Origin of the sequence: Trichocoleus sp. FACHB-40 (assembly GCF_014695915.1) — a bacterium.
In the GTDB taxonomy this organism is placed as follows: domain Bacteria; phylum Cyanobacteriota; class Cyanobacteriia; order Cyanobacteriales; family FACHB-T130; genus Funiculus; species Funiculus sociatus.
Window position 1 is genome coordinate 1 of record NZ_JACJPF010000064.1, and the last position, 21033, is coordinate 21033.

The 21033-nt window shown below is 46.4% G+C and carries 16 protein-coding genes and 1 pseudogene; 12 read left to right on the plus strand and 5 right to left on the minus strand.

The window, feature by feature from the left end:
- A pseudogene (locus H6F63_RS14915) lies at positions 1 to 357 on the plus strand (photosystem II q(b) protein); the annotation flags it as partial.
- A gap of 114 nt (positions 358 to 471) precedes the next feature.
- Here H6F63_RS14915 and H6F63_RS14920 read toward each other — a convergent pair.
- On the minus strand, positions 472 to 2355 hold the full coding sequence (locus H6F63_RS14920) for a tetratricopeptide repeat protein (protein ID WP_190638394.1): 1884 nt from the start codon (positions 2353 to 2355) through the stop codon (positions 472 to 474).
- A gap of 115 nt (positions 2356 to 2470) precedes the next feature.
- On the opposite strand from H6F63_RS14920, the gene H6F63_RS14925 reads away from it, so the two are divergent.
- The 6 genes from H6F63_RS14925 to H6F63_RS14950 all read left to right on the plus strand — a co-directional run bounded on the left by H6F63_RS14925 (position 2471) and on the right by H6F63_RS14950 (position 10288).
- Positions 2471 to 3349 carry an alpha/beta hydrolase gene (locus H6F63_RS14925; protein WP_190638395.1) on the plus strand — a complete coding sequence of 293 codons (879 nt, stop codon included), beginning with the start codon at positions 2471 to 2473 and terminating at the stop codon, positions 3347 to 3349.
- Positions 3350 to 3374: 25 nt separating this feature from the next.
- Positions 3375 to 4196: a rhodanese-like domain-containing protein gene (locus H6F63_RS14930; protein ID WP_190638396.1), complete on the plus strand. Its 822-nt coding sequence runs from the start codon at positions 3375 to 3377 to the stop codon at positions 4194 to 4196.
- A 409-nt stretch (positions 4197 to 4605) separates the two neighbouring features.
- Positions 4606 to 6471, plus strand: coding sequence for an NAD(P)H-quinone oxidoreductase subunit F (locus H6F63_RS14935; RefSeq protein ID WP_190638397.1), 1866 nt, complete (start codon positions 4606 to 4608; stop codon positions 6469 to 6471).
- A gap of 124 nt (positions 6472 to 6595) precedes the next feature.
- Complete coding sequence (locus H6F63_RS14940; protein WP_190638398.1) at positions 6596 to 8089, plus strand: NADH-quinone oxidoreductase subunit M; 1494 nt, start codon at positions 6596 to 6598, stop codon at positions 8087 to 8089.
- A gap of 196 nt (positions 8090 to 8285) precedes the next feature.
- Positions 8286 to 8906 (plus strand): CDP-alcohol phosphatidyltransferase family protein, encoded by a 621-nt coding sequence (locus H6F63_RS14945; RefSeq protein ID WP_199298051.1) that lies wholly within the window; start codon positions 8286 to 8288, stop codon positions 8904 to 8906.
- A gap of 77 nt (positions 8907 to 8983) precedes the next feature.
- Entirely contained in the window at positions 8984 to 10288 is a 1305-nt protein-coding gene (locus H6F63_RS14950) for a CO2 hydration protein (RefSeq protein WP_190423095.1), read from the plus strand.
- A 168-nt stretch (positions 10289 to 10456) separates the two neighbouring features.
- Here H6F63_RS14950 and H6F63_RS14955 read toward each other — a convergent pair whose 3' ends face one another.
- Positions 10457 to 11563: a serine/threonine-protein kinase gene (locus H6F63_RS14955; RefSeq protein WP_190638399.1), complete on the minus strand. Its 1107-nt coding sequence runs from the start codon at positions 11561 to 11563 to the stop codon at positions 10457 to 10459.
- A 221-nt stretch (positions 11564 to 11784) separates the two neighbouring features.
- Between H6F63_RS14955 and H6F63_RS14960 the strand changes: the two genes are divergently transcribed.
- A complete protein-coding gene (locus tag H6F63_RS14960; protein WP_190444144.1) occupies positions 11785 to 12534 on the plus strand; it encodes a DUF561 domain-containing protein in 750 nt (249 codons plus the stop codon).
- A 63-nt stretch (positions 12535 to 12597) separates the two neighbouring features.
- On the opposite strand, the gene H6F63_RS14965 is transcribed toward H6F63_RS14960, so the two are convergent.
- Positions 12598 to 13734 carry an aminotransferase class I/II-fold pyridoxal phosphate-dependent enzyme gene (locus tag H6F63_RS14965; protein WP_190638400.1) on the minus strand — a complete coding sequence of 379 codons (1137 nt, stop codon included), beginning with the start codon at positions 13732 to 13734 and terminating at the stop codon, positions 12598 to 12600.
- Between the two features lie 330 nt (positions 13735 to 14064).
- On the opposite strand from H6F63_RS14965, the gene fetB reads away from it, so the two are divergent.
- Positions 14065 to 14838, plus strand: a complete 774-nt coding sequence (gene fetB, locus H6F63_RS14970) for an iron export ABC transporter permease subunit FetB (RefSeq protein WP_190638401.1) — start codon at positions 14065 to 14067, stop codon at positions 14836 to 14838.
- 3 nt (positions 14839 to 14841) lie between these two features.
- Here the strand turns inward: fetB and H6F63_RS14975 are convergent, their stop codons facing one another.
- On the minus strand, positions 14842 to 15672 hold the full coding sequence (locus H6F63_RS14975) for a DUF4351 domain-containing protein (RefSeq protein ID WP_190638402.1): 831 nt from the start codon (positions 15670 to 15672) through the stop codon (positions 14842 to 14844).
- A gap of 47 nt (positions 15673 to 15719) precedes the next feature.
- Positions 15720 to 17552, minus strand: coding sequence for a hypothetical protein (locus tag H6F63_RS14980; protein ID WP_190638403.1), 1833 nt, complete (start codon positions 17550 to 17552; stop codon positions 15720 to 15722).
- 228 nt (positions 17553 to 17780) lie between these two features.
- On the opposite strand from H6F63_RS14980, the gene H6F63_RS14985 reads away from it, so the two are divergent.
- The 3 genes from H6F63_RS14985 to H6F63_RS14995 all read left to right on the plus strand — a co-directional run bounded on the left by H6F63_RS14985 (position 17781) and on the right by H6F63_RS14995 (position 21003).
- Positions 17781 to 18686, plus strand: a complete 906-nt coding sequence (locus H6F63_RS14985) for an SDR family oxidoreductase (protein WP_190638404.1) — start codon at positions 17781 to 17783, stop codon at positions 18684 to 18686.
- Positions 18687 to 18847: 161 nt separating this feature from the next.
- Complete coding sequence (locus tag H6F63_RS14990) at positions 18848 to 20095, plus strand: ATP-grasp domain-containing protein (protein WP_190638405.1); 1248 nt, start codon at positions 18848 to 18850, stop codon at positions 20093 to 20095.
- A complete protein-coding gene (locus H6F63_RS14995; protein ID WP_190638406.1) occupies positions 20092 to 21003 on the plus strand; it encodes a CoA-binding protein in 912 nt (303 codons plus the stop codon). Before H6F63_RS14990 ends, H6F63_RS14995 begins: the two co-directional genes overlap by 4 nt.
- Positions 21004 to 21033 lie beyond the last annotated feature (30 nt).

The window sequence follows — 21033 nt, forward strand, 5'->3', positions numbered from 1 at the left end:
GAAGAAACCTACAACATTGTTGCAGCCCACGGCTACTTCGGTCGGTTAATCTTCCAATACGCTTCATTCAACAACAGCCGCAGCTTGCACTTCTTGTTGGGTGCATGGCCAGTAATCGGCATCTGGTTCACCGCGCTGGGAATCAGCACGATGGCATTCAACCTGAACGGATTCAACTTCAACCAGAGTGTAATCGACTCACAAGGTCGTGTAATCAACACCTGGGCTGATGTCATCAACCGCGCCAACCTGGGTATGGAAGTAATGCACGAGCGTAACGCTCACAACTTCCCTCTCGACTTGGCAGCAGGTGAGTCCACCCCAGTTGCTCTGGTTGCTCCTAGCATCAATGGTTAATCGCTAGTTTTTCTAGCTAAAAAAGCGCTCCAAGAGGGGCGCTTTTTTGTTGGGAACGTCTGTTAAGAGGATCTGGTGTTAGCATTCCCAGGCTGGAGCCTAGAAGGGACTGCACTACATCGACCGCTTGTATTGTTCCAGCAGTTCCGGAATGTAGTCAAATCCATCCACCCCAATAGCAGGAACCAGTAAAGAGCGATGTTCTTGAATTACTTTTATAAAAGCTTCAGCTCCCAACTGACCTTGTAAAATTGTTAGCAATCCCGCCGATTGTCGCCACTGATTAGAGGCAATTCTTTCTAAGTAATACATACCTAAACTGGCAGCGAAGATGGCTTTTTTGAAATTTTTTATTCCATAGTAAGCTTCCGCTATGTATGCCAAGTTTATTCCTTGTAAGTATAAATCCCCAGAAATCATGGCGGCTTCTAAACCTTTTTCTAGGTTTTTCAGGGCTTCTTCGGGTTGTTCAACTACTAACAGAGCAATACCAAGACTGCTGTAACAAAGGGCTTGACTTTGGCGATCGCCTAATCTTTCCGACAACTGCAACCCTTGTTGTAAGTAGTTGATTGCTGACTCATAAGTTTCTGGCTCTACCCGTTCCATCTGTTGAGCTTGGAAGACTTCGCTATAACCGAGATTAGCTAAAGCGTTGGCTTCTCCCAACCTGTCACCATTTTGACGAGAGAGAATTAATGCTCTTTGACTATAGCTAATTGCCTCGCCATAATTTTTTTGAGCTACGCAGGTGCGACTGAGGTGGTTGAGATTGGCAATTTCACAAGCGCGATCGCTTGCATCTCTGGCTATCTCTACAGCTTGTTGATGCAATACAATTGCATCATCGTAGCGACCTTGCGCCCGTAGGGAATAACCCATTAATGTCAAAATTCGCGCTTTTTCCTGAGTTCCGGCTACTTGTCGCAGGGGTGCATCTAGATAGTTTAGGGTAGAGCGCAGATAGTTACCAGAGAACGAAGCGAAAATTCCACCGTAAAGGGGAAAGTATTCTCTTTGGGAAAAGGTGCGAAAAATTTGTAGGGTAATTTGAAAACAACCCATGACTAAGGATTCCCGTGAAGTTGAATTCAGACTCGTCGCTTGATTCAACCCATTAGCGATCGCAGACCAAATTACCGCAAAAGTCAGAAATATAGAAATCGACAGCTTTGCTCCTACTTTGGAGTCGTAAATCAGCTTATCAGACCAGTTTACTAAACCCTTTTGTAAGAAAGGCAAAATCACCGCTAACTCAACTAAGGAACTTACATTTGGCGGGTGTTTTGCCGCAAATTCTGCCACCGATTGATCTAAGGAAAGAGTCTGAAAAAGTGCTTGCGGGTACGGGCTATTTACTTGCTTTGCCCATACCGCCCAAGGCCCATTTTGTTCGGGTGCGCCCTCGAACCCTAACGGCCCCCGGCTTTGGTCGTAAATCCAGCTTACCAGGTGTCCTTCCAATCGCTGCCAAGATTCCAAACCGCGAGTGATGCCTTGCACGATTTGCTGCACTTCCTGGTAAAGTTCAGGATTGGTGGTTTCCTGTATTTGTTGCTGAAGCAATGATGCTATCTGTTGAAGTTGAGCTAAACTCAAGACTTGCTTTTGGTTGGGATCTATTACCTGCAAAAAAGCTGCCAAGCGATCGCCAGTTTGTGCTTTAACAATTTGTTGCACCGCGATCGCGATCGCATCCGCCGCCCGATTTTGTGACTGCGCTCGTTCCCATTCCCCCTTGACCGTCTGAATCGCCCTCAGGCTACGAGTAGCCTTTGCCAGCTTCATTTCATCTTTTAGAGTATCTACCTGTTCTTGGGCGGTGCTGAGACTTTCGCTCAAAGCTCGTTCAAAAATTTCGCCGGTTCCCAGGCTTACTTCTTTAAGAAGCATTTTATAAACCTGCTCTTTAGAGCGGATCTGCCCTTTGAGAGTGGTTTGAACAATTTTATCGATTAATTGTAGGTAGCGATCGCGCAAAGATAAAGAGTCTGACATGGGGAGAAGGGTGTGAGGGGGAGAGGAGCAGGAGGACAGACAATGACATATTTTGCAGTGTACTGAATAATTCAGTTAGTTCGCATCTTCAATTTCCCATTCCCCATTCCCGTCTATGTTCCCCAATTTTCTACCATCCCAAGTTGAGCAGTTGCAGGAGTCTCAGTCAATTGCTTTAGCTCAAAGCATCCAGAGAACTGCAATCAAAACACCCCTTTCACCGCAGCAGATTGCTACAGCTTACGTCCATCAGGGTAGCGGTGGCACTCCGATTTTGTTGCTTCCAGGTTTTGATAGTTCCGTGCTAGAATTTCGTCGCCTATTTCCACTACTCGCCGCTGAAAATGAAACGTGGGCGGTTGATTTGTTGGGGTTTGGCTTTACGGAACGAGTGCAGGGAATTTCTTATAACCCCGCCGCTATCAAAACTCATCTCTACTACTTTTGGAATCTGATCGAAGAGCCAATGATATTAGTAGGGGCTTCGATGGGAGGTGCAGCAGCAATTGACTTTACTCTAACTTACCCCCACGCTGTTAAAAAACTGGTTCTAATTAACAGTGTGGGTTTTAGTGGTAGCTTTCCTCTGGGCGCGTTGCTTTTTCCTCCTTTTGACTTTCTGGCAGTAGAATATTGGCGACAGCGCAAAGTCCAGGCGTTGTTATGGGGAAGTCATTTTGGCAACTTGAAACCAAACGAAATTGAGGCGATAAAATGTGCGATGCTGCACATGGAAATGTTTGGTTGGCACGAAGCCACAAGCAGTTTTACTAAAAGTGGTGGTTATTGGGATTTGGCAGATAAAATTTCTCGGATTGACAAGCCAACACTGATTTTGTGGGGGGAGTCTGATGATATGTTGGGAACTGCTGATGCCCAAAGGTTTAAGAATGCGATCGCTAACTCTCAACTAATCTGGATCGCAAATTGCGGACACGTTCCTCAATTGGAGCAGCCTCAGATTACAGCAGAATATATTTTAGCTTTTCGCTGATTTTTTTTTAAGGCAAAGGTATTTTATGACTTTTCACTGGGTGCTTAGTGCAGAAAAAGCTAAAAAGCTGATTTTAGAAGATGCTACTATTTTGGATGTTCGCAATCAAGTTGCATATTTATTTGGGCATATAGCGGGGGCTGTTCATGTTACTTGGCAGCAATTTTCGCAACCAAAATTGCCCGATAAGGGAAAACTAATTGATGATATAAATGTTCTGGAACAACAACTCCGCGCTCTAGGTATTTTCAATCATAAACCTGTCGTTGTAGTTGGCAATCCAGCTCACAATTTTGGTGAAGAAGGCCGCATTGTTTGGATGTTACGCACTCTGGGACATTCTCAAGCCGCTTTTGTGGATGGTGGATATTCAGCGCTTGTGAAGGCGGGCGTTCCGACTACTTGGGGATTTAGTCACCATCAAGAAATGGGGGATTTTGTTGTACAGCGAACAGGATTCTGGGAAATTCAGCGTGATGAAATTAAAGCCAGTCTTTCCCAGCAAAATTTTATAATAATTGATACCCGCGAACTAGGAGAATATACAGGTTCTACTCCTTACGGGGAACAGAGGGGAGGACATATTCCTGGTGCTGTGCATTTTTATTTTAAAGATTTGTTAGATAAAGATGGGAATTTACTCCCCCGCGACGAAATTATGGATAAGTTAGAAGATTTAGGAATTGAAAGCAGTCATCCCATTGCTGCTTATTGCACAGGCGGTATTCGTTCGGCTTTTTTTGTCGCGGTACTCGCTGATTTAGGCTTTACAAATGTCAGAAATTATGCTGGCTCAATGTGGGAATGGTCAGCAACAAGCGCCACTAATTATCCACTAGAGAAGTAGAGGTGAACCCCATGCCGTTGCCATTAAGAATAATTGTAGGTAAGCTCCGTGGGAAAGCGAAGCCCAACCTCCGTAGTATTAATCCCCCCTACCCGGATCATTTTCAAAATCAATAAATCTTCATATATAGAGATTAATCTATGGTTATTATAGAAATAATCCATTAACGCTGATTTATGGACTCAATAACCCAACCAAGTAGCCGAGTGATATAAGTTTCAGTTAGAGGTTTTATCGCTTAATTTTCTAATTCAGCAGTTCCCTTTTGACTGGTAAAAGATTAAGCTAAACAAAACCATTAAAAAATAATGAATTTGCGATCGCTCCAATCCCTCAAGTAGCGGGGAGGTATTGGGGTCATTTTTCAGCGTCCCTAACTTTGCGGCAATTTTACAGGTAGTTAGTTCCAATGGTTCAGTTCCTCGTCGATACCATTTGGTTAGTCCCTTGCTATGCCTTAATCGGTGCCATTTCATCAGTGTTTTGGTCGCCCGGTATAATCCGTAGCACAGGGCCACGGCCAGCTGGTTACGTTAACTTATTGATGACTTTGTTGGCATTCATTCATGGATTGCTTACTCTGCAAGCAATCTGGAATCAGCCAGTACAAGAAATATCATTTACGTGGCTCAATGCAGCTGGTTTAAATTTAACCTGTCCCATCGAAATCTCACCGATTAATATCGGAGCAATAGTTCTGGTAACTGGGTTGAACGTGCTAGCGCAGACATACGCTATCGGTTACATGGAGATGGATTGGGGTTGGGCGCGTTTTTATGCCTTGCTGGGACTGTTTGAGGCAGGAATGTGCGCTTTAGCCTTGTGCAACTCCTTATTCTTTAGCTATGTGATTCTGGAAATCCTCACACTAGGTACTTATCTATTAGTGGGGCTTTGGTTTAGTCAGTCGTTGGTGGTGACAGGTGCTAGAGATGCTTTCCTAACTAAGCGGGTAGGAGACTTACTGCTGCTTATGGGGGTGATTGCACTGTTACCCTTGGCAGGAACTTGGGATTATTCTGAACTAGCAGAGTGGGCAAAGACTGCAAATTTAGACCCAAAAGTTGCCGCTTTACTAGGTTTAGCTTTAATTGCCGGACCGATGGGCAAATGCGCTCAATTTCCCCTGCATTTGTGGCTGGATGAGGCGATGGAAGGCCCTATTCCCAGCACAATTTTACGGAACTCGGTAGTGGTAGCGACTGGTGCTTGGGTATTGATTAAGATACAACCAGTATTAGCGCTGTCACCTCTGGTTTTGTCGGCTACAGTGCTGGTTGGTGCGGTGACGGCGGTAGGCGCTTCCGCAATTGCGATCGCGCAAATTGACATCAAACGCGCCTTATCCTATTCTGTCAGTGCATACATGGGATTGGTGTTTATCGCCGTAGGTAGCGGACAAGAGAATGCCGCGTTATTGTTGGTCTTGACCCATGCTGTAGCAATGGCGCTTTTAGTAATGAGCGTCGGCGCGATAATTTGGAACAATATCACCCAAGATTTAACCCAACTCGGCGGTTTGTGGTCGCGTCGTCCCATCTCCGGTTTAGCCTTTATAGTCGGTACGCTGGGATTAATCGCATTTCCGCCCCTTGGTAGTTTTTGGGCGTTGGTGGAATTAGCAGATGGTTTGTGGGCGACTCAACCTTGGCTAGTCGGTTTAGTGGTCTTAGTTAATGCTTTAACAGCCTTCAGCTTAACCAGAGTATTTGGGCTAATTTTTGGCGGTAAACCAAATAAGATGACAGTGCGATCGCCTGAAGCATTTTGGCCTATAACTTTCCCTATGATAGTTTTGCTAGCCTTTGCCCTCCACCTGCCCTTAGTCTTGCAAAGCTTGTCATTACTTCCCACTTGGGCAACCTTAAATAAAGATGTTGCCCTCATGCTGATTTGGTCTAGCATCTTTGGTAGCAGTATCAGCGGTGTCATTTACCTGGGTGGAATGTGGCAAAAACCCGTTCAACTTCCCTGGAAACCCCTACAAGACCTTTTCGCATACGACTTTTATACAGCCAAAATTTACCGCGTGAGTATTGTATTCGGAGTTGACCTGGTTTCCCGTATCATCGACATCGTTGACCGCTACTTAGTTGATGGCGTAGTTAACCTTGTCGGCTTTGCTTCCATTTTCGGTGGCGAAAGCTTGAAATACAGCACCTCCGGACGCTCCCAATCCTACGCGCTGACTATCCTACTGGGAATAGTTCTCATGGGAATGCTGTTATCTTGGCCTTTCCTATCTCATCTTTCCCTCGTCTTTGCCAACACATAATCTCTTCCAGGCTGAACCTGGGAATGCCTACAGGAGGCGGTCGCCTCCTGTAATCAAGACACCTCTAGAATTGCGTCCCCAATCGGTCGCCAGGGAACGAGAAACTAACAACTAAGAATTAACTATGCTCAGCAGTTTAATTTGGGTGCCATTTTTAGGTGCCGCCATTGTCGGATTTTTGCCTAACTTATCTGCTAATCGCGCCCGTCTGCTGGCTTTGAGTATTGCCAGTGGTGTTATAGTCTGGACACTTTTTCTGCTCACTCAATTCAACATTAGTAATGCAGGTTTCCAGTTCTCTGAGTTCATACCCTGGATTGATACTCTAGGCTTGAATTACAGCCTCGGCGTTGATGGTTTATCTGTCCCGCTACTGGCGTTAAATAGTCTGCTGACGTGGATTGTTATTTACAGTACCTCAGAGCAGATTACTCGCCCCCGCCTTTATTACTCTTTAATTTTGCTGGTAAGTGCGGGAATTGCCGGAGCCTTCCTCTCCCAGAACTTGATGCTATTCGTCTTATTCTACGAGTTGGAACTTATCCCCCTGTACCTGTTAATTGCCATCTGGGGAGGAACCCAAAAACGCGGCTATGCAGCGATGAAGTTCCTTATCTACACCGCTGTTTCCGGAATTTTGATTTTGGCGGCCTTCTTAGGTGTAACGTGGCTAGGTAACGCTCCCAACTTTGATTACAATCCTCTAGTTACCCAAGGTTTATCCTTAAATACCCAGCTGATTCTACTGACAATGCTCTTAGTAGGTTTCGGCATCAAAATCCCCTTAGTGCCTCTGCATACTTGGTTGCCAGATGCCTACGTTGAAGCTTCCCCACCCATAGCGATTCTTTTAGGAGGCGTACTGGCAAAATTGGGAACTTACGGTTTAGTGCGATTTGGTTTGGGGATGTTTCCGGAAGCTTGGGTAACTGTAGCGCCTGGTTTAGCGATTATCGGAGCATTTAGTGCAGCTTATGGAGCGCTGAGTGCGATCGCGCAAAAAGATATCAAACGTATGGTAGCCTATAGTTCCATCGGACATATGGGCTACATCCTCTTAGCCGCCGCCGCCGCCACACCTCTTTCCCTACTCGGTGCCGTCTTACAAATGTTTAGCCACGGCTTAATCTTAGCAATCCTCTTTCACCTAGTCGGCATCGTCGAAACCAAAGTCGGCACCCGCGATTTAGATGTCCTCAATGGCTTGCTGAGTCCCCAAAGAGGTTTACCTTTCACAACTGGTTTGCTAGTGTTGGGCGGAATGGCAAGTGCTGGTATCCCCGGTTTGGTGGGATTCATCGCTGAATTTTTGGTACTTCAGGGCAGTTTCTCTGCTTTCCCCATCCCTACCCTAGTTTGTGTCCTCTGTAGCGGTTTAACAGCAGTTTACTTCGTGATTCTGCTCAATCGCACCTGTTTCGGCAAACTAGACAACGCCACCGCATACTATCCAAAGGTGCAATGGGTAGAACGCACGCCAGCGTTAGTATTAGCAGCCCTGATTTTCTTTTTAGGATTGCAACCCGCTTGGCTAGTACGCTTAAGTGAAACCACAACAACTGCAATGGGTGCCACAATTACCACTACTAGCAACGTGCAAGTAGCTGCCAAAAATTAAACCCAAGCTAGGCAATACCTACCCCAATGCGTTTCGGTTGAAAATAGTTGTAGTTGAGGAATGAAACCTAACAAATCTATAAGTTGTGTCGGGTTTCATTCCTCAACGTGAACCAACTTCTTCTTATCTTCCCTTCGCTTTCTTTGTGTTTAAAGCGCTATCGCGCATGGCTTCCCTAACGCGGTTCATTTCCCTTATGACACCTTCACCCCAATCACAACAAAACAATAACCGCTTTTTTGAATCTCTTCCTGGGTTACTTGTAGCCTTTCGCGCTATTATTGCTCCCTTCCTCTTATGGGATGCAATTGATGGCCAAACAAGCATTTGGTTTATCGTCGGTTTTGTGGCAGCATTTCTATCAGATATTTTCGATGGCATCCTTGCTAGAAAATTAGGTGTCAGCAATGCTAAACTACGTCAAGCTGATGGTTGGGCTGATAATTGTCTTTACGGTTCTATAGTCGCTAGTGCGTGGTTAGTACGCCCCGATATTTTCATTAACTTTCGCGTCCCGTTGTTGATGGTGCTTGTTGCTCAGTTAACCTGGTGGTTGGTTAATTTGGTGAAGTATGGAAAACCCGCCAGCTATCACACTTATTCAGCCAAGTTTTGGGGAATAACTCTTTTCATTGCTACAGTGGCGCTGTTTGGTTTTGATTACGCAGGAATTACTTTATGGCTGACTTGTATTGTTGGCACGATTCACAGTGTAGAAGAAATTGTCATGACGCTGATACTGCCAACGTGGACGCATGATGTTTTGAGTATTTTTCACGCGATTGACTTACGCCAAAAGTTGACAAGTGAGGATTAATTAACCGCAGAGGAAAGAAAAGTAGTTTTTCAAAGAATTATCGGATAAATACGGCAATTTATTTAAAGGAACTGAAAATGGTACAAACTCCTCCTAAACCCACAACAAAGTTACCTCCTTCGCGGCATGAATTTGCGCCTATAATTCATCGTCTGGAAGCTGGCGGTGCCATGCTACCTGATACGCCGGAAAATTTGATGCAAATCATCGGCATTTATAAGGCTTATGCTGTGCCGATGGATTTCTACTGGCGGGACTTACTTTATATTGCTGAAAGGGTGTTTTTAGAGCCGTTTCCTTTCTTTAAATACTTTATCCCAAAAGAGTATTTAGAACTGCATAATCACTACGCTGGTGATGATGCGGATCTGCGGATATGGCGTGGGGAAGCTACTGCACATCCGGAACTTTTGGAGTTTATCGAAAAAGGTGAACTCAATAAAAAAATGCCTAAGTTGTTTCACCACTTATGGCACGACAGAGTAAACATGGAGTTTGCCGAAGCTTGTATGCAAGCTATGCTTTGGCACGGTAGAGATATGGGTTGGGGACAATTTGATGCCTACCTGGACTCTGAAGAATACAAAGCAAATGCTGATAGGGCAATTAAGGCTTATTTCCAGGGTAATCCGGCAATGTTGGGACTTTATAAGCTGTTTCCAGATATGTTCTTGGAACAGGTGCGGCAAATGTCCTATTACAGTAATCTAGGCTTGTTCTGGGAGGTGATGGCTCCGGTTTTCTTTGAAATGTCCGATATCTATGATGAAGGCGGATTTAAAGGTGTACCGGATGCGATGAATTTTCTGGTAAATGGTATTTTTGCCATAGCAGGTCGTCCCATCTACCACCACGTTTATATTCGTGGACAAAAGTACGAAATTATTCCAAAATCGAAGGGTTTTATGTGGTTATATGAAGCAGCGTTACCTTATGTGGAAGCTGTTTTTTACCGCACCGCGCCTTTCCGGGGTACGAAGTCTTACAACGCTCAAGCTAAGCAAGTACCTGAAGAGCAAAAAGACTTCCACTACGGAATTCTCTATGCTGATGTATTTCCCGTAGGTACAGCTGGCATTCCGCCAACATTGTTAATGCAGGATATGCTGCATTTTCTCCCTGACTATCTCAAAGATTACTATCGTCAACACTGTCGCGGTGAAGATGATATGTTAATTCAGCTTGGTATCACTTTTCAACGTTCAATGTACTGCGTTACTTCCGCTGTAATTCAAGCGTTGCGAACTGCCCTTCTCTATCCTTTAGACGACCCAAATCCAAAGCATCTGCAAGCAAATCGAGCTTTCTTTGAAAGTCAATTGGATCGTTTTAAGCGTCCTGAAGCACGTTTGCGAGATATTCAAAGGCAGGATTATAGATAGGATATCCCCAACCCCCATAAATTGGATTTCTTGTCCCGTTAATTAGCCCACACCCTGGAATCAGAACCCCACTAAAGCCGCAGGTTTTAGTGGGGTTCTCTTCTTAAGGGCAATTTGCCGGACACGATATCCTTTTCCAAGGGTGGAGAATGCCAGTCCTACCCAGCTTTAACGAGAATTACCAGAACTGCTAAGTCTACCGCGATCGCTTCTTCTTTGGTGCCTTTGTTTTGCCTGCAATCTCGCTTTCCAGTCTCGCAGCGCGATCGCAGTTCGGGCGGTGGGAGGAATATAATCTGGGGGACTCGCTTGCGGTTGATTCTCAACTGGGCTTTTTTCTGGACGGCGTACAGTTGTCATAAACTGCGATAAATTGTCTTGCGATTCCCAACCAAATGCCAGCATAATCGCTCCAGCCGACTGAAAGCGCTCTTTTAGAGAGATTTTCAGCATTCTGTTGAGAATTCGGGCAAACTCTTGCGAGACTACCACTGTATTCTGCCACTGAATCTCACCTGTGGCGCGATCGCTTTCAAACTCCAACGGCGCTTTGCCAGTCAACAAGTAAAGGCACGTTATGCCCAGTGCGTATATATCGCTGGCATAAACTGGTCGCAGAGAAAATTGTTCCGGTGGCGCAAACCCAACTGTCCCAATGAACTGGGTAGTTGACCCTTTTACACCAGATTGCCCTAACTGGGAAATTTCCTCTTTGACAGCTCCGAAGTCAATCAAGACCAGCCTACCATCGTCCTGACAGCGGATGATGTTCTGCGGCTTAATATCGCGATGAATTACGTTATTGCGGTGGATGTACTGCAACAATGGCAGAATCTGACGGAGGAATTGTTTCACCCCCTCTTCAGATATCGAACCTCCGCGCCTCACCAGTCTAGCCAGGGTATGACCTCGGATATATTCCTGAACTAGATAAAATTCTCCCTCTTCTACAAAGTAGTCTAGTAGCATGGGAACCTGAGAATGGCTTCCCAATTTGCTAAGAGTTTTCGCCTCTTGCTCAAAGCGTTTCTGCGCCGTTTTTAAGCCAGCCGGATCGCTAAACTTCGGACACAGCTGCTTGATCACGCACAACGGCTGTCCAGGGAGTGTTGCATCCCTCGCTAAAAAGGTGACACCAAAGCCACCTCTACCCAGCATCCGCAGGATCTCGTAGCGATCGCGAAACCTCTGTTCCGAACCGCACAGCTGACCGAGTTCAGTCTGTGCCAGAACATCGGAGTGAAAAGTTGACAAATTCGTGGGAGGGAAATTCATGGCTCGTCACTGGCTGGAGGAGGGTAGTATCTGCACTATGCTCCTAGTCTAGATCCCGGTTTTGGGAAAAAGCTCTCTTAGCGCTTTGTTGTTTGATGGTATTGCCACACCTTGCAGATGCACAACCATCGGAGGAAGTACCCAATCAGTTTAAAAGTAGAGACCATATCGATCTGGTCTGTACAATGAATTATGAAAAATTAGCGAGCCAAATAGGGCTTATGACCATGAATACTACTCTACACCGTGCTTTTGAGCAAGGCAATGTCTTAAAAATTATCACTGGCTTGAATAACTTTGATTTCTCTTCTGTTGCTGCTACCGTCAAGGCTGCAACTCTGGGCGGCGCTACCTTCTTGGATATTGCTGCTGACCCCGACTTGGTGCGGATGGTTCGGGAATTGACAGATTTGCCAATTTGTGTATCTGCGGTAGAGCCAGAGCTGTTTGTGAAAGCTGTTGCAGCAGGAGCTGACTTGATTGAAATCGGCAACTTTGATAGTTTTTATGCTCAGGGACGGCGGTTTGAAGCCCCGGAAGTGATGGCGTTGACACAAAAGACGCGATCGCTCCTGCCGGAAATTACCCTGTCTGTCACCGTTCCCCACATTCTAGAGCTAGACCAGCAAGTGCAGTTGGCAGAAGCGTTAGTAAAAGCTGGTGCTGATATTATCCAAACTGAAGGAGGCACCAGCAGCAGCCCCACCCACGCCGGAACACTGGGATTGATTGAAAAAGCCGCTCCCACCTTGGCAGCAGCTTACGAAATTTCCCGTGCTGTCTCCGTGCCAGTTTTGTGCGCTTCGGGCATCTCCAACGTTACAGCACCGATGGCGATCGCTGCTGGTGCTGCTGGTGTCGGTGTCGGAAGCGCTATCAACCAGCTGAATAGCGAAGTGGCAATGGTGGCAGCTGTTCGCAGCTTGGTGGAAGCCTTAAGCCAAGTCAGCCGTCAGCAAGTTCGGGCATAAAATAGGGACTGGGGACTGGGGACTGGGTACTTGGGCAGTATTTTTCCTAGTCCCTAGTTCCTATTAGCCATTAGCCATTAGCAAACAGTCCTTCAAACCATAGACCACTTGCTCTTGCTCCTCTGGGGACAGTTCTGGGAAAATCGGCAAAGATAAAACTTCGTGGCAGACTTTCTCAGTAACAGGGAAATCCCCTGCTTGGTAGCCCAAATCCTTGTAAACAGGCTGCAAGTGCAAAGGCAACGGGTAGTAAACCATCGAACTAATGCCCCTAGCGGCTAGCTGAGTGCGAACATTATCCCGGAAAGCGCTGTTGCTATCGTGGGTAAGCCGAATCGTGTATTGATTCCAGACACTGCGCCCCCCTGCTATTTCTTGCGGTTTCACCACCCCAGGCACAGGCTCCAGCAATTGATGGTAACGTTCAGCAACTGAACGGCGCAAGTCATTCCAGGTATCTAGATGACGCAACTTGATTTGCAAAATAGCCGCTTGTATGGTATCCAAACGGCTATTAATGCCAGTTTCTTCGTGGTAGTAGCGATCGCGCATTCCGTGTTCTCGCAGCATTCGGATCGCGGAAGCGATCGCCGGATCGTTAGTTGTCACCGCACCGCCATCACCAAAAGCACCCAAATTCTTTGTGGGAAAGAAACTAAAGCAACCAATATGACCGATGCTGCCGATTTTAGCGTCTGCCCATTCGGCACCTGTGGCTTGGGCGCAGTCTTCAATCACAGCCAGATTGTGAGACTCAGCTATCCTCATAACTGCGGTCATATCCACAGGTTGCCCAAATAGGTGAACTGGAATAATAGCGCGCGTTTTATCCGTAATCGCCTTTTCTAGCTGCAAGACATCAAAATTAAACGTCTCGGCATCAATATCAACAAAAACGGGCTTCGCTCCCACCACACTAATTACCTCAGCAGTGGCAATAAAGGTGAATGGTGTGGTAATCACCTCATCTCCAGAACCAATCTGCAAAGCCCGTAGAGCTAGATAGAGGGCATCTGTGCCAGAATTACACGCCACACACTCAGAAACGCCCACGTAAGCTGCAAACTGTTGCTCAAAGCCTTGAACCAGAGAACCGCCAATGTAACGACCAGAAGCCAAAACATCAAGAACAGCTGCACTCACCTCTTCACTGATGTTTTTGTACTGGCGAGACAAGTCTAAGGGGGGAATGTTACTCACTCGTTTACACCACAAATTTTTATATACATAGAACCAAATTTTGTTCAGAAAGGGAATCCGCACCTCACCCCATGTTGAATTTGGGATTTTTGATTTTGGATTGTGAAACCTTTAGCTATAGACTGTTTCAACAATTCCAGGGTTGCCACAACACGCGCAAAATGAATGGTCTTACCATCCCACATCATTTCAGAATGCTGAAGCTGTAAAATTGTTTCGCAGAGGGGTTGGGGGTTGGGGACTAGGGACTAGGGACTAGGGACTAGGTAAGACTTTTTCCTCTTCCCCAATCCCCAATCCCCAATCCCCAATCCCTAATCCTAATGAACTGTGGATTCTTTAATTACACTTGACATTACCGACCTTGCTTGGGCATTAGGCATGATGGCAATTGCCATCGGTTTATCCAGTTGGCAAAAACTGGGATTAGAAGGGCAACTTGCGATCGCAACTGGTCGTACAATTATCCAACTTTTGGGTGTCGGCTACGTCCTTGCCTTCGTTTTCGCCTGGAAAAATCCAATTGCAGTTCTGGCAATCTTGATGGTAATGCTAAGCATCGCCGCTATTGTCGCCCGTAATCGCATTGGCAAGAAAATTCCCCAAGTTCTACCCGTAGTTTGGGGGTCAATTTTAGCTAGTAGCGCCCTGACTTTGGGTTATACCACGCTGGTGATAATTCAGCCGCCAATTTGGTATGAACCACAGTATTTGATTCCCCTAGCGGGAATTGTACTGGGAAATGCGATGAATGGAGCAGCGATCGCAGGCGAACGTCTTGTTAGCACCGTCAACGCTAGTCGCGCTGAGATTGAAACGCACCTGAGTTTAGGTGCTACACCGCAACAAGCTGTAGCAAAATATCGCAAAGATGCCATCAAAGCCGGGTTGATTCCCACACTGAACCAAATGATGGTTGTAGGTGTGGTGACGCTACCAGGAATTATCACAGGTCAGCTATTAAGTGGCGTTGACCCTTTGAACGCTGCATCTTACCAGATATTAATTATGTTTATGCTTGCCTTCACCAACCTGGTAACAACCCTGTTAGTTAGTCAGGGACTTTGCAGCCAGTTTTTCAATAACAACGCCCAACTGAAGTAGGGTTTATTGGTAAGCCTGCAACCAAGCTACTAAATCTTGTGTTGTGGAGAAATCTAACAAAGCTTCACCGAGTGCTTCCACCTGGACGGTGGAAAGCTGCTGAATTTGCGATCGCAATTGCGGTGGAAGCGTCCCCAGTCGCCGCGTGAGTAGACGCAGAGCTAAGGAGACCTCTCCTTGTTGAATTCCTTGCTGCAAACCTTCTTGCAAGATTTCTTGATACAGTGGTGATTCCCGCATAAGATCCTCTCTGAGAAATTGTCGAATTAAACCTTCTTCAAACTTCAGCCTTGCCAGAACTTCCACACAAGCAGAAATGTTTCGCTGTCGGTCTGGTTCTTCGATCGTATCTACTCTGGCAGCAATTTGCTCTAGTAACGCTGTCTGTGAGTCTGTCCGAGCTAAAACTGCTAGAGGAAGAAGTCCGGGACTACTCAGTAAACGAGCTGGATCTTGCTCCCATATCCGCAAGACTCGGTAAGAGTGGAAAGTTCGCTCAAAAGCAAACCGCTCAACGAAGACTGCTTCTGAAGAGGTTTCTTTCAAAAAAATCACCACTTGCTCAATTGAACACTCGTACTGACGATGCAGCCTAACCCAATAGTCTAGCATCCGCAAAGGCATAGGTGGTTTGGAAGCAGGCACAGTCTGAAATTCTAGATGGAGAATCTGGTTTCGTTCTGGCAGAAAGTAAAGGGCATCAGAACGGATGGGTTCAAGATTCAGTTCAGTTGGAAGGGGTTGAATAGCGATCGCATCCGTATCGAGTAGCCAGCTTGCAAACGCGACTGGATACTCAACTGCCAGATAGCGACAAATATTATCATAAGCCAATGGGAATACTCACTCCTTACTGTTAACTTGTCACTCTTAGCCTTTTTCTAGCCAGAGCGAGGATAGCTATTAATCAACGCTCCATCGGGGGTATAAAGTTGTAGTGGAACCCTAGCATTATCGCTAATTGCTTCCAGGGCATCTCCCAGCGTTCGCAGGTGAGTCGCAATCCCTTGTTGGGCAGTAAAATCTCCCCGTTGTTTGGCTGTGTTTGTAGTTTGAACTACCATCTGCATATAAGCAGGTGTCAACTGAACTCTAATGCCCCCATCGGTTACAGTGTAATCGCAGACTTTAGGCGCTCCGGAGCAGGTTCGATTCAGATCGTTACGTGCTTTTTGCAGGAGGTTGGCGTAGCTTAGTTTGATCTCAGCTTGTCTGAGAGCCTCTTTATAAGAATTTAGTAGAGAATCTGCTTGATTGTATACAAAAGTTCCTCTGGGAATTTTTTGCAGGTTGACAATCGCATTGCGCCAGTTAAGCACTGTCAATGTCCATTGATTAAGCTGCTCAGTATTTTTGGCATTGCGTGCCAGGTTCTGAGCCATTTTGTAATTATTAATAGCCATTTGTTCTCTGTTTTTGCGATCGCGTGCATTTGCCAACTTTGGCAAATAAGCTGCTATCATCTGCTGCGCCTCTGCGTGCGCCGTTGTACCCACAGGAATCCCCTTGAGGCGATTCATCCCCATATCCCAGCTAGTTTCCACTAGCCGCCAATCTGTTAGCGACTGAGCCACCCCTTGACGGGCTTCTGCCACCTTCAGGGCTTCTTTGGCAGCATCGAGGTCTTGGAGTGCCTTTCTTTCGGCATTTAGCCGCCAATTAATCGCCGCTAAATTAACTCGATACTCCTTAATTTTCTGCTGCGCTAGTTGGTAGACAGTGCTATTTCTGGGAACTGGTTCTAAAAGCGCGATCGCTTCTCTCCACATCTGCTGAATTTCTCCCCATTCTGCTACTGAATGCGGAGGATTTTGGCTTCTTTGCGCCGCCGTCGATCCCTTGCTCAAACCTGTTACCAACTGCTCCAACAATTGTGCTTGCTGAGAATCATCTTTCAACTGATTTTGCGCTTCTTGGTAAGAAAATGACCAAAATGGAATCGTCTCCAAAAGGCGGATAGCTTCTTGCTGTTTCTCTCTTGCCTCTAGTATTTCTTGCCCAGATTTTGGTTTCTGAAGGGAAACAGCTGCCTCTTGGGAAAGTTGCTTTGCGTCCGTGAGTGCGACACACGGGCCGACTACACAGGGACGGGTCAGGGCATAAAAAGGCAGAATAAAAGCCAACAAACCCACTCCAGCTCCCGCCACCAATAGCGGTAATGGCAACTGCCGCAGTTTAGTTACCAGCGGCAATGCCTTGCCCTTAGAGCCTTGTGGCGGCACCGCAGGGGATACAGGTGCATCCTCAGAACCTGATAAAGATTCAGTGCTCGCTGGTGGTTCCTCGACATCTGTCGCATCAGTATCACCCAAACTACTTTGGGTTGCACTCACCTTTACCGCCGAAGGAACCCCGGCTGTATCAAAGACTACTCCCTGGTCAACGGAATCGGCAGTTACAGTTGACAAAACAGGCGACTCTACGGTAAAAGAGTGAAACGCATAAGGCTGCTTTTGCCCAGCGATTCTCAGGTAAAGCTGTACCTGGTTGGCAAATTCCGGGCGCAGAGTCTTGAGAGTTTGTTCTATTTCTCTAAAAGTTTGTTGCGCGTCAGGGGCAAAGTCGGGTGGATGCTGAGTCAGAATAATCAGCGCTTCCTGTGGGGTGGCACAGCGAACCTGAAAGGGAATATGCTCGTGTTTAGCCGATTGCAGACGATTCTGCAAAATTCGCCCCAGTACCTGTAATTCGCTTTCGCGGGCTATTGTTGGCATACGGCAACCCCTTCCGTTAAACTTTATTCCATTTTGAAGCACCGCAGCTGAAAATCGGACTTAATTTTCTACTTTTCAGTAGAGCGATCGCATCAGTTGTAGCTGCAATAATAAAAAATTGCTCAAAAAGTCATTAATAATTGGTCACAGAAGAGTTGTCAAGTTGAAATGTTGTCAGGTTCTACAACTTTCCCACCTTCCAACCTTCCAACGGACTATCAACTACCTATGAAAACCTATACACCGCTATCTGAACAAGTTATCTTGATTACGGGAGCCTCCACGGGAATTGGTGCTGCTCTAGCGAACTATCTAGCCTCCCAGTTTTTGGGAATACGGTTAGTGCTGGCAGCTCGAAATCAGGAGAAACTGGAGACTGTTGCTACCTACTGTCGCAAAGCGGGTGCAGATGTCCTGGTAGTTCCAACAGATATAGCTATCTTTGAGCAGGGTAAAGCTTTAGCTAATAAAGCTGTTGAGCATTTTGGGCGAGTTGATGCTTTAGTTAATAATGCTGGTTACGGACAGATGGGGCCAGTAGAGTTAATCCCCACTGAGGCGGTACAGCAGCAGTTTCAAGTAAACTTACTAGGCCCCTTGGCTTTGATTCAAGCTTTAGTTCCAGTGATGCGCGACCAAGGAGGAGGAAGAATTATTAATATTAGTTCTCTGGGAGGACGGCTGGCGTTTCCTTTTGGGGGTTTGTATAGCTCCTCGAAATTTGCCTTGGAAGGACTCAGCGACGCTCTCAGGATGGAATTAGATCCATTTAATATCAAAGTCAGCGTTATTGAGCCTGGGCCAGTTACCACAGACTTTTTCGCCGTCGCCGCCGAAAGAGTGGAGCAAGCTGTAAAAAATCCTCAAGATACGCCTTATCGTGCTGCCTTTAATCGATTAGAAGGACTTGAGGAACGAACCAGTTCTCGTGCTTGGACTTCCGAACGGGTGGCACAGGTAATTGTGCGATCGCTCACAGACCGCAACCCCCGTCCGCGCTATATTGCCGCTACAGGTGGGGATATCTTGCTGTTTTTAATGAACAAAGTTTTACCCACCAGAGCTGTTGATGCTTTCTGGAAGCGTTTCTACGGCATTAATGAAGTTGCCAAAGACTGGCAAAACAGGGGTTAGGGCTGGGGACTGGGGACTAGGGACTGGGGACTAGGGGCTGGGGACTAGGAACTAGGGACTAGGTAAGGCTTTTCCTCTTCCCCAATCCCCAATTCCTGTTCCCTGTTCCTCCCCAATTCCCAATTCCCAATCCCCAATCCCCAATCCCCAATCCCCAACTTATGGATTTATTAGAATACCAAGCTAAAGAATTATTTCGCGAAATGGGCATTCCAGTTTTGCCCTCGCAACGCATCGACCATACGAGAGATTTGAAGAGGTTACAGATTCCCTATCCGGTTGTCCTAAAATCTCAAGTGCGTGCTGGTGGACGGGGTAGAGTTGGAGGTGTGCGATTTGCAGAAAATACCATAGATGCGATCGCAGCCGCTCAAGCAATTTTTAATCTGCCAATTCTCGGTGAGTATCCCCAAGTGTTGCTGGCAGAAGCAAAATATGATGTCACCCGCGAATTCTATCTGGCAGTAACACTAGACTATAACGCTCGTCGCCCAGTGCTGCTGGGTTCCTCTCAGGGAGGAATGAATGTGGAAGCAGTGATGGAGCAAATGCAGCAAGTTATAGTCGATGAAGAATTTTCCCCTTTCTATGCCCGCCGTCTCGCGGTGAAAATGGGACTCCAAGGTAATCTTATCGGATCGGTCAGCTGCATTTTAGAAAAAATGTACCAGCTGTTTGTTCAAAAAGACTTGGATGGATTGGAAATTAATCCTCTGGGTGTTAGCGCCACAGGTGAAGTGATGGCGCTGGATGGCAAAATTACTGTTAATGATGCTGCTTTCAACCGTCACCCGGATCTGGCAATGCTGGCAGCAGAAATGCCAGAGTCAGAGATGACTAAAGAAACGCCACTAGAAACTTACAATAATGCTTCTCAATCAAGTCTCAACTGGGTAAACCGAGACGGCAACATTGGGATTCTGTGCAATGGTAGCGATTTAGCGATCGCAATGGCCGATTTAGTAACTCGCGCTGGCGGTTCGCCTCGTTTATGCCTGAGTGTGAGTGAGGAGGCAAGTGGAGATTTAAGTGCAGCATCTCGCGGCGAAAAGCTTGAACAAGAGTTGGAGCGCTTTGTTCAAAATAAGAATATCAAAGTTTTACTGGTTAATATTGTCGGTAGTGTCGCAGTTAATGAAGAAGTAGCTTCATCAATTGTCAACTACCTGCAACGAAAAGTTAACGATATTCCAGAACTTCCTTCGCAGGCAACTCGCCGCTTTCGCCCCCGTGGAAGTGATCGCAGATACGAGCAAAAAAGTCTTCCCCAGTTTATCGTGCGCCTGCTTGGGAGCGAAATTGATTATTCAAGCGAGCATTTCGCCTCAATGCCTGTAAACTGGATCGATAACCTGGAGGATGCGATCGCTCAAGCCGTCTCTCTAGCAAAGTCCACTGCTAAAACATGAATGTAACGCCAGACAATAAAATCCTGGTACAGGGCATTTCGGAAGAACAAGGTTCAATCTACGCCGCTCGGATGAAATCCTATGGTACAAATATAGTCGCCGGAACGAGCGCCGGACATGGTGGGCAGCTGTTGCACGGCATACCAGTTTTTGACCTGGTAGAACAGGCAATCGTGGAAGTCGGTGCGATTGACACTACCATTATTTTTGTACCAGCTTATGAGGTGTTAGATGCAGCACTAGAAGCGATCGCTTCTGGCATCCGACAAATTATTCTCATCACCGGTGGTATCCCTCCCCTGGACATGGTAAAACTGCTGAGAAAGGCAGAAGCTACCAAAACCCTCGTCCTAGGGAGCAGCTCTTCAGGCATCATTGTTCCAGGGAAAATTTTACTAGGCACCCACGAAAGTAAATTTTATACCCCCGGTAACATCGGTATCATTAGTCGCACCGGAACTCTAACCTATGAAGTTGCTTGGGAATTGACACAAGCAAATCTCGGTCAGTCGGTTGCTGTTAGCATTGGCAGCGATCCAATTGTCGGATCTTCGGTTGTGCAGTGGTTGCAAATTTTGGCTGCGGATAAAAACACTAAGGCAATTGTTTTAGTCAATCATATCGGTGTACCCTGTGAAGATACGGCTGCTAAATACATTGTTGAGGAACTTGACAAACCAGTAATTGCTTACCTTGCAGTCCGTAAATCTCAAAAGAAACTAATAGGTCACGCGAATGCTATTAGTCTTCGGCATCGGGAAATGATGTTCGCCTCTCAGCGAGATGGACTAGCATCTGAACTAACACCGGAAGAGCGCCAAATTGCCGCTTTTAAGCAAGCGAAAATCCCCATAGCAGACCGTCCTTCTCAAATTCCAGACTTGGTGGAAAAGGCACTCAAAAAGTAATGTCGTTAAAACGACATCTTTGCTCTTAAA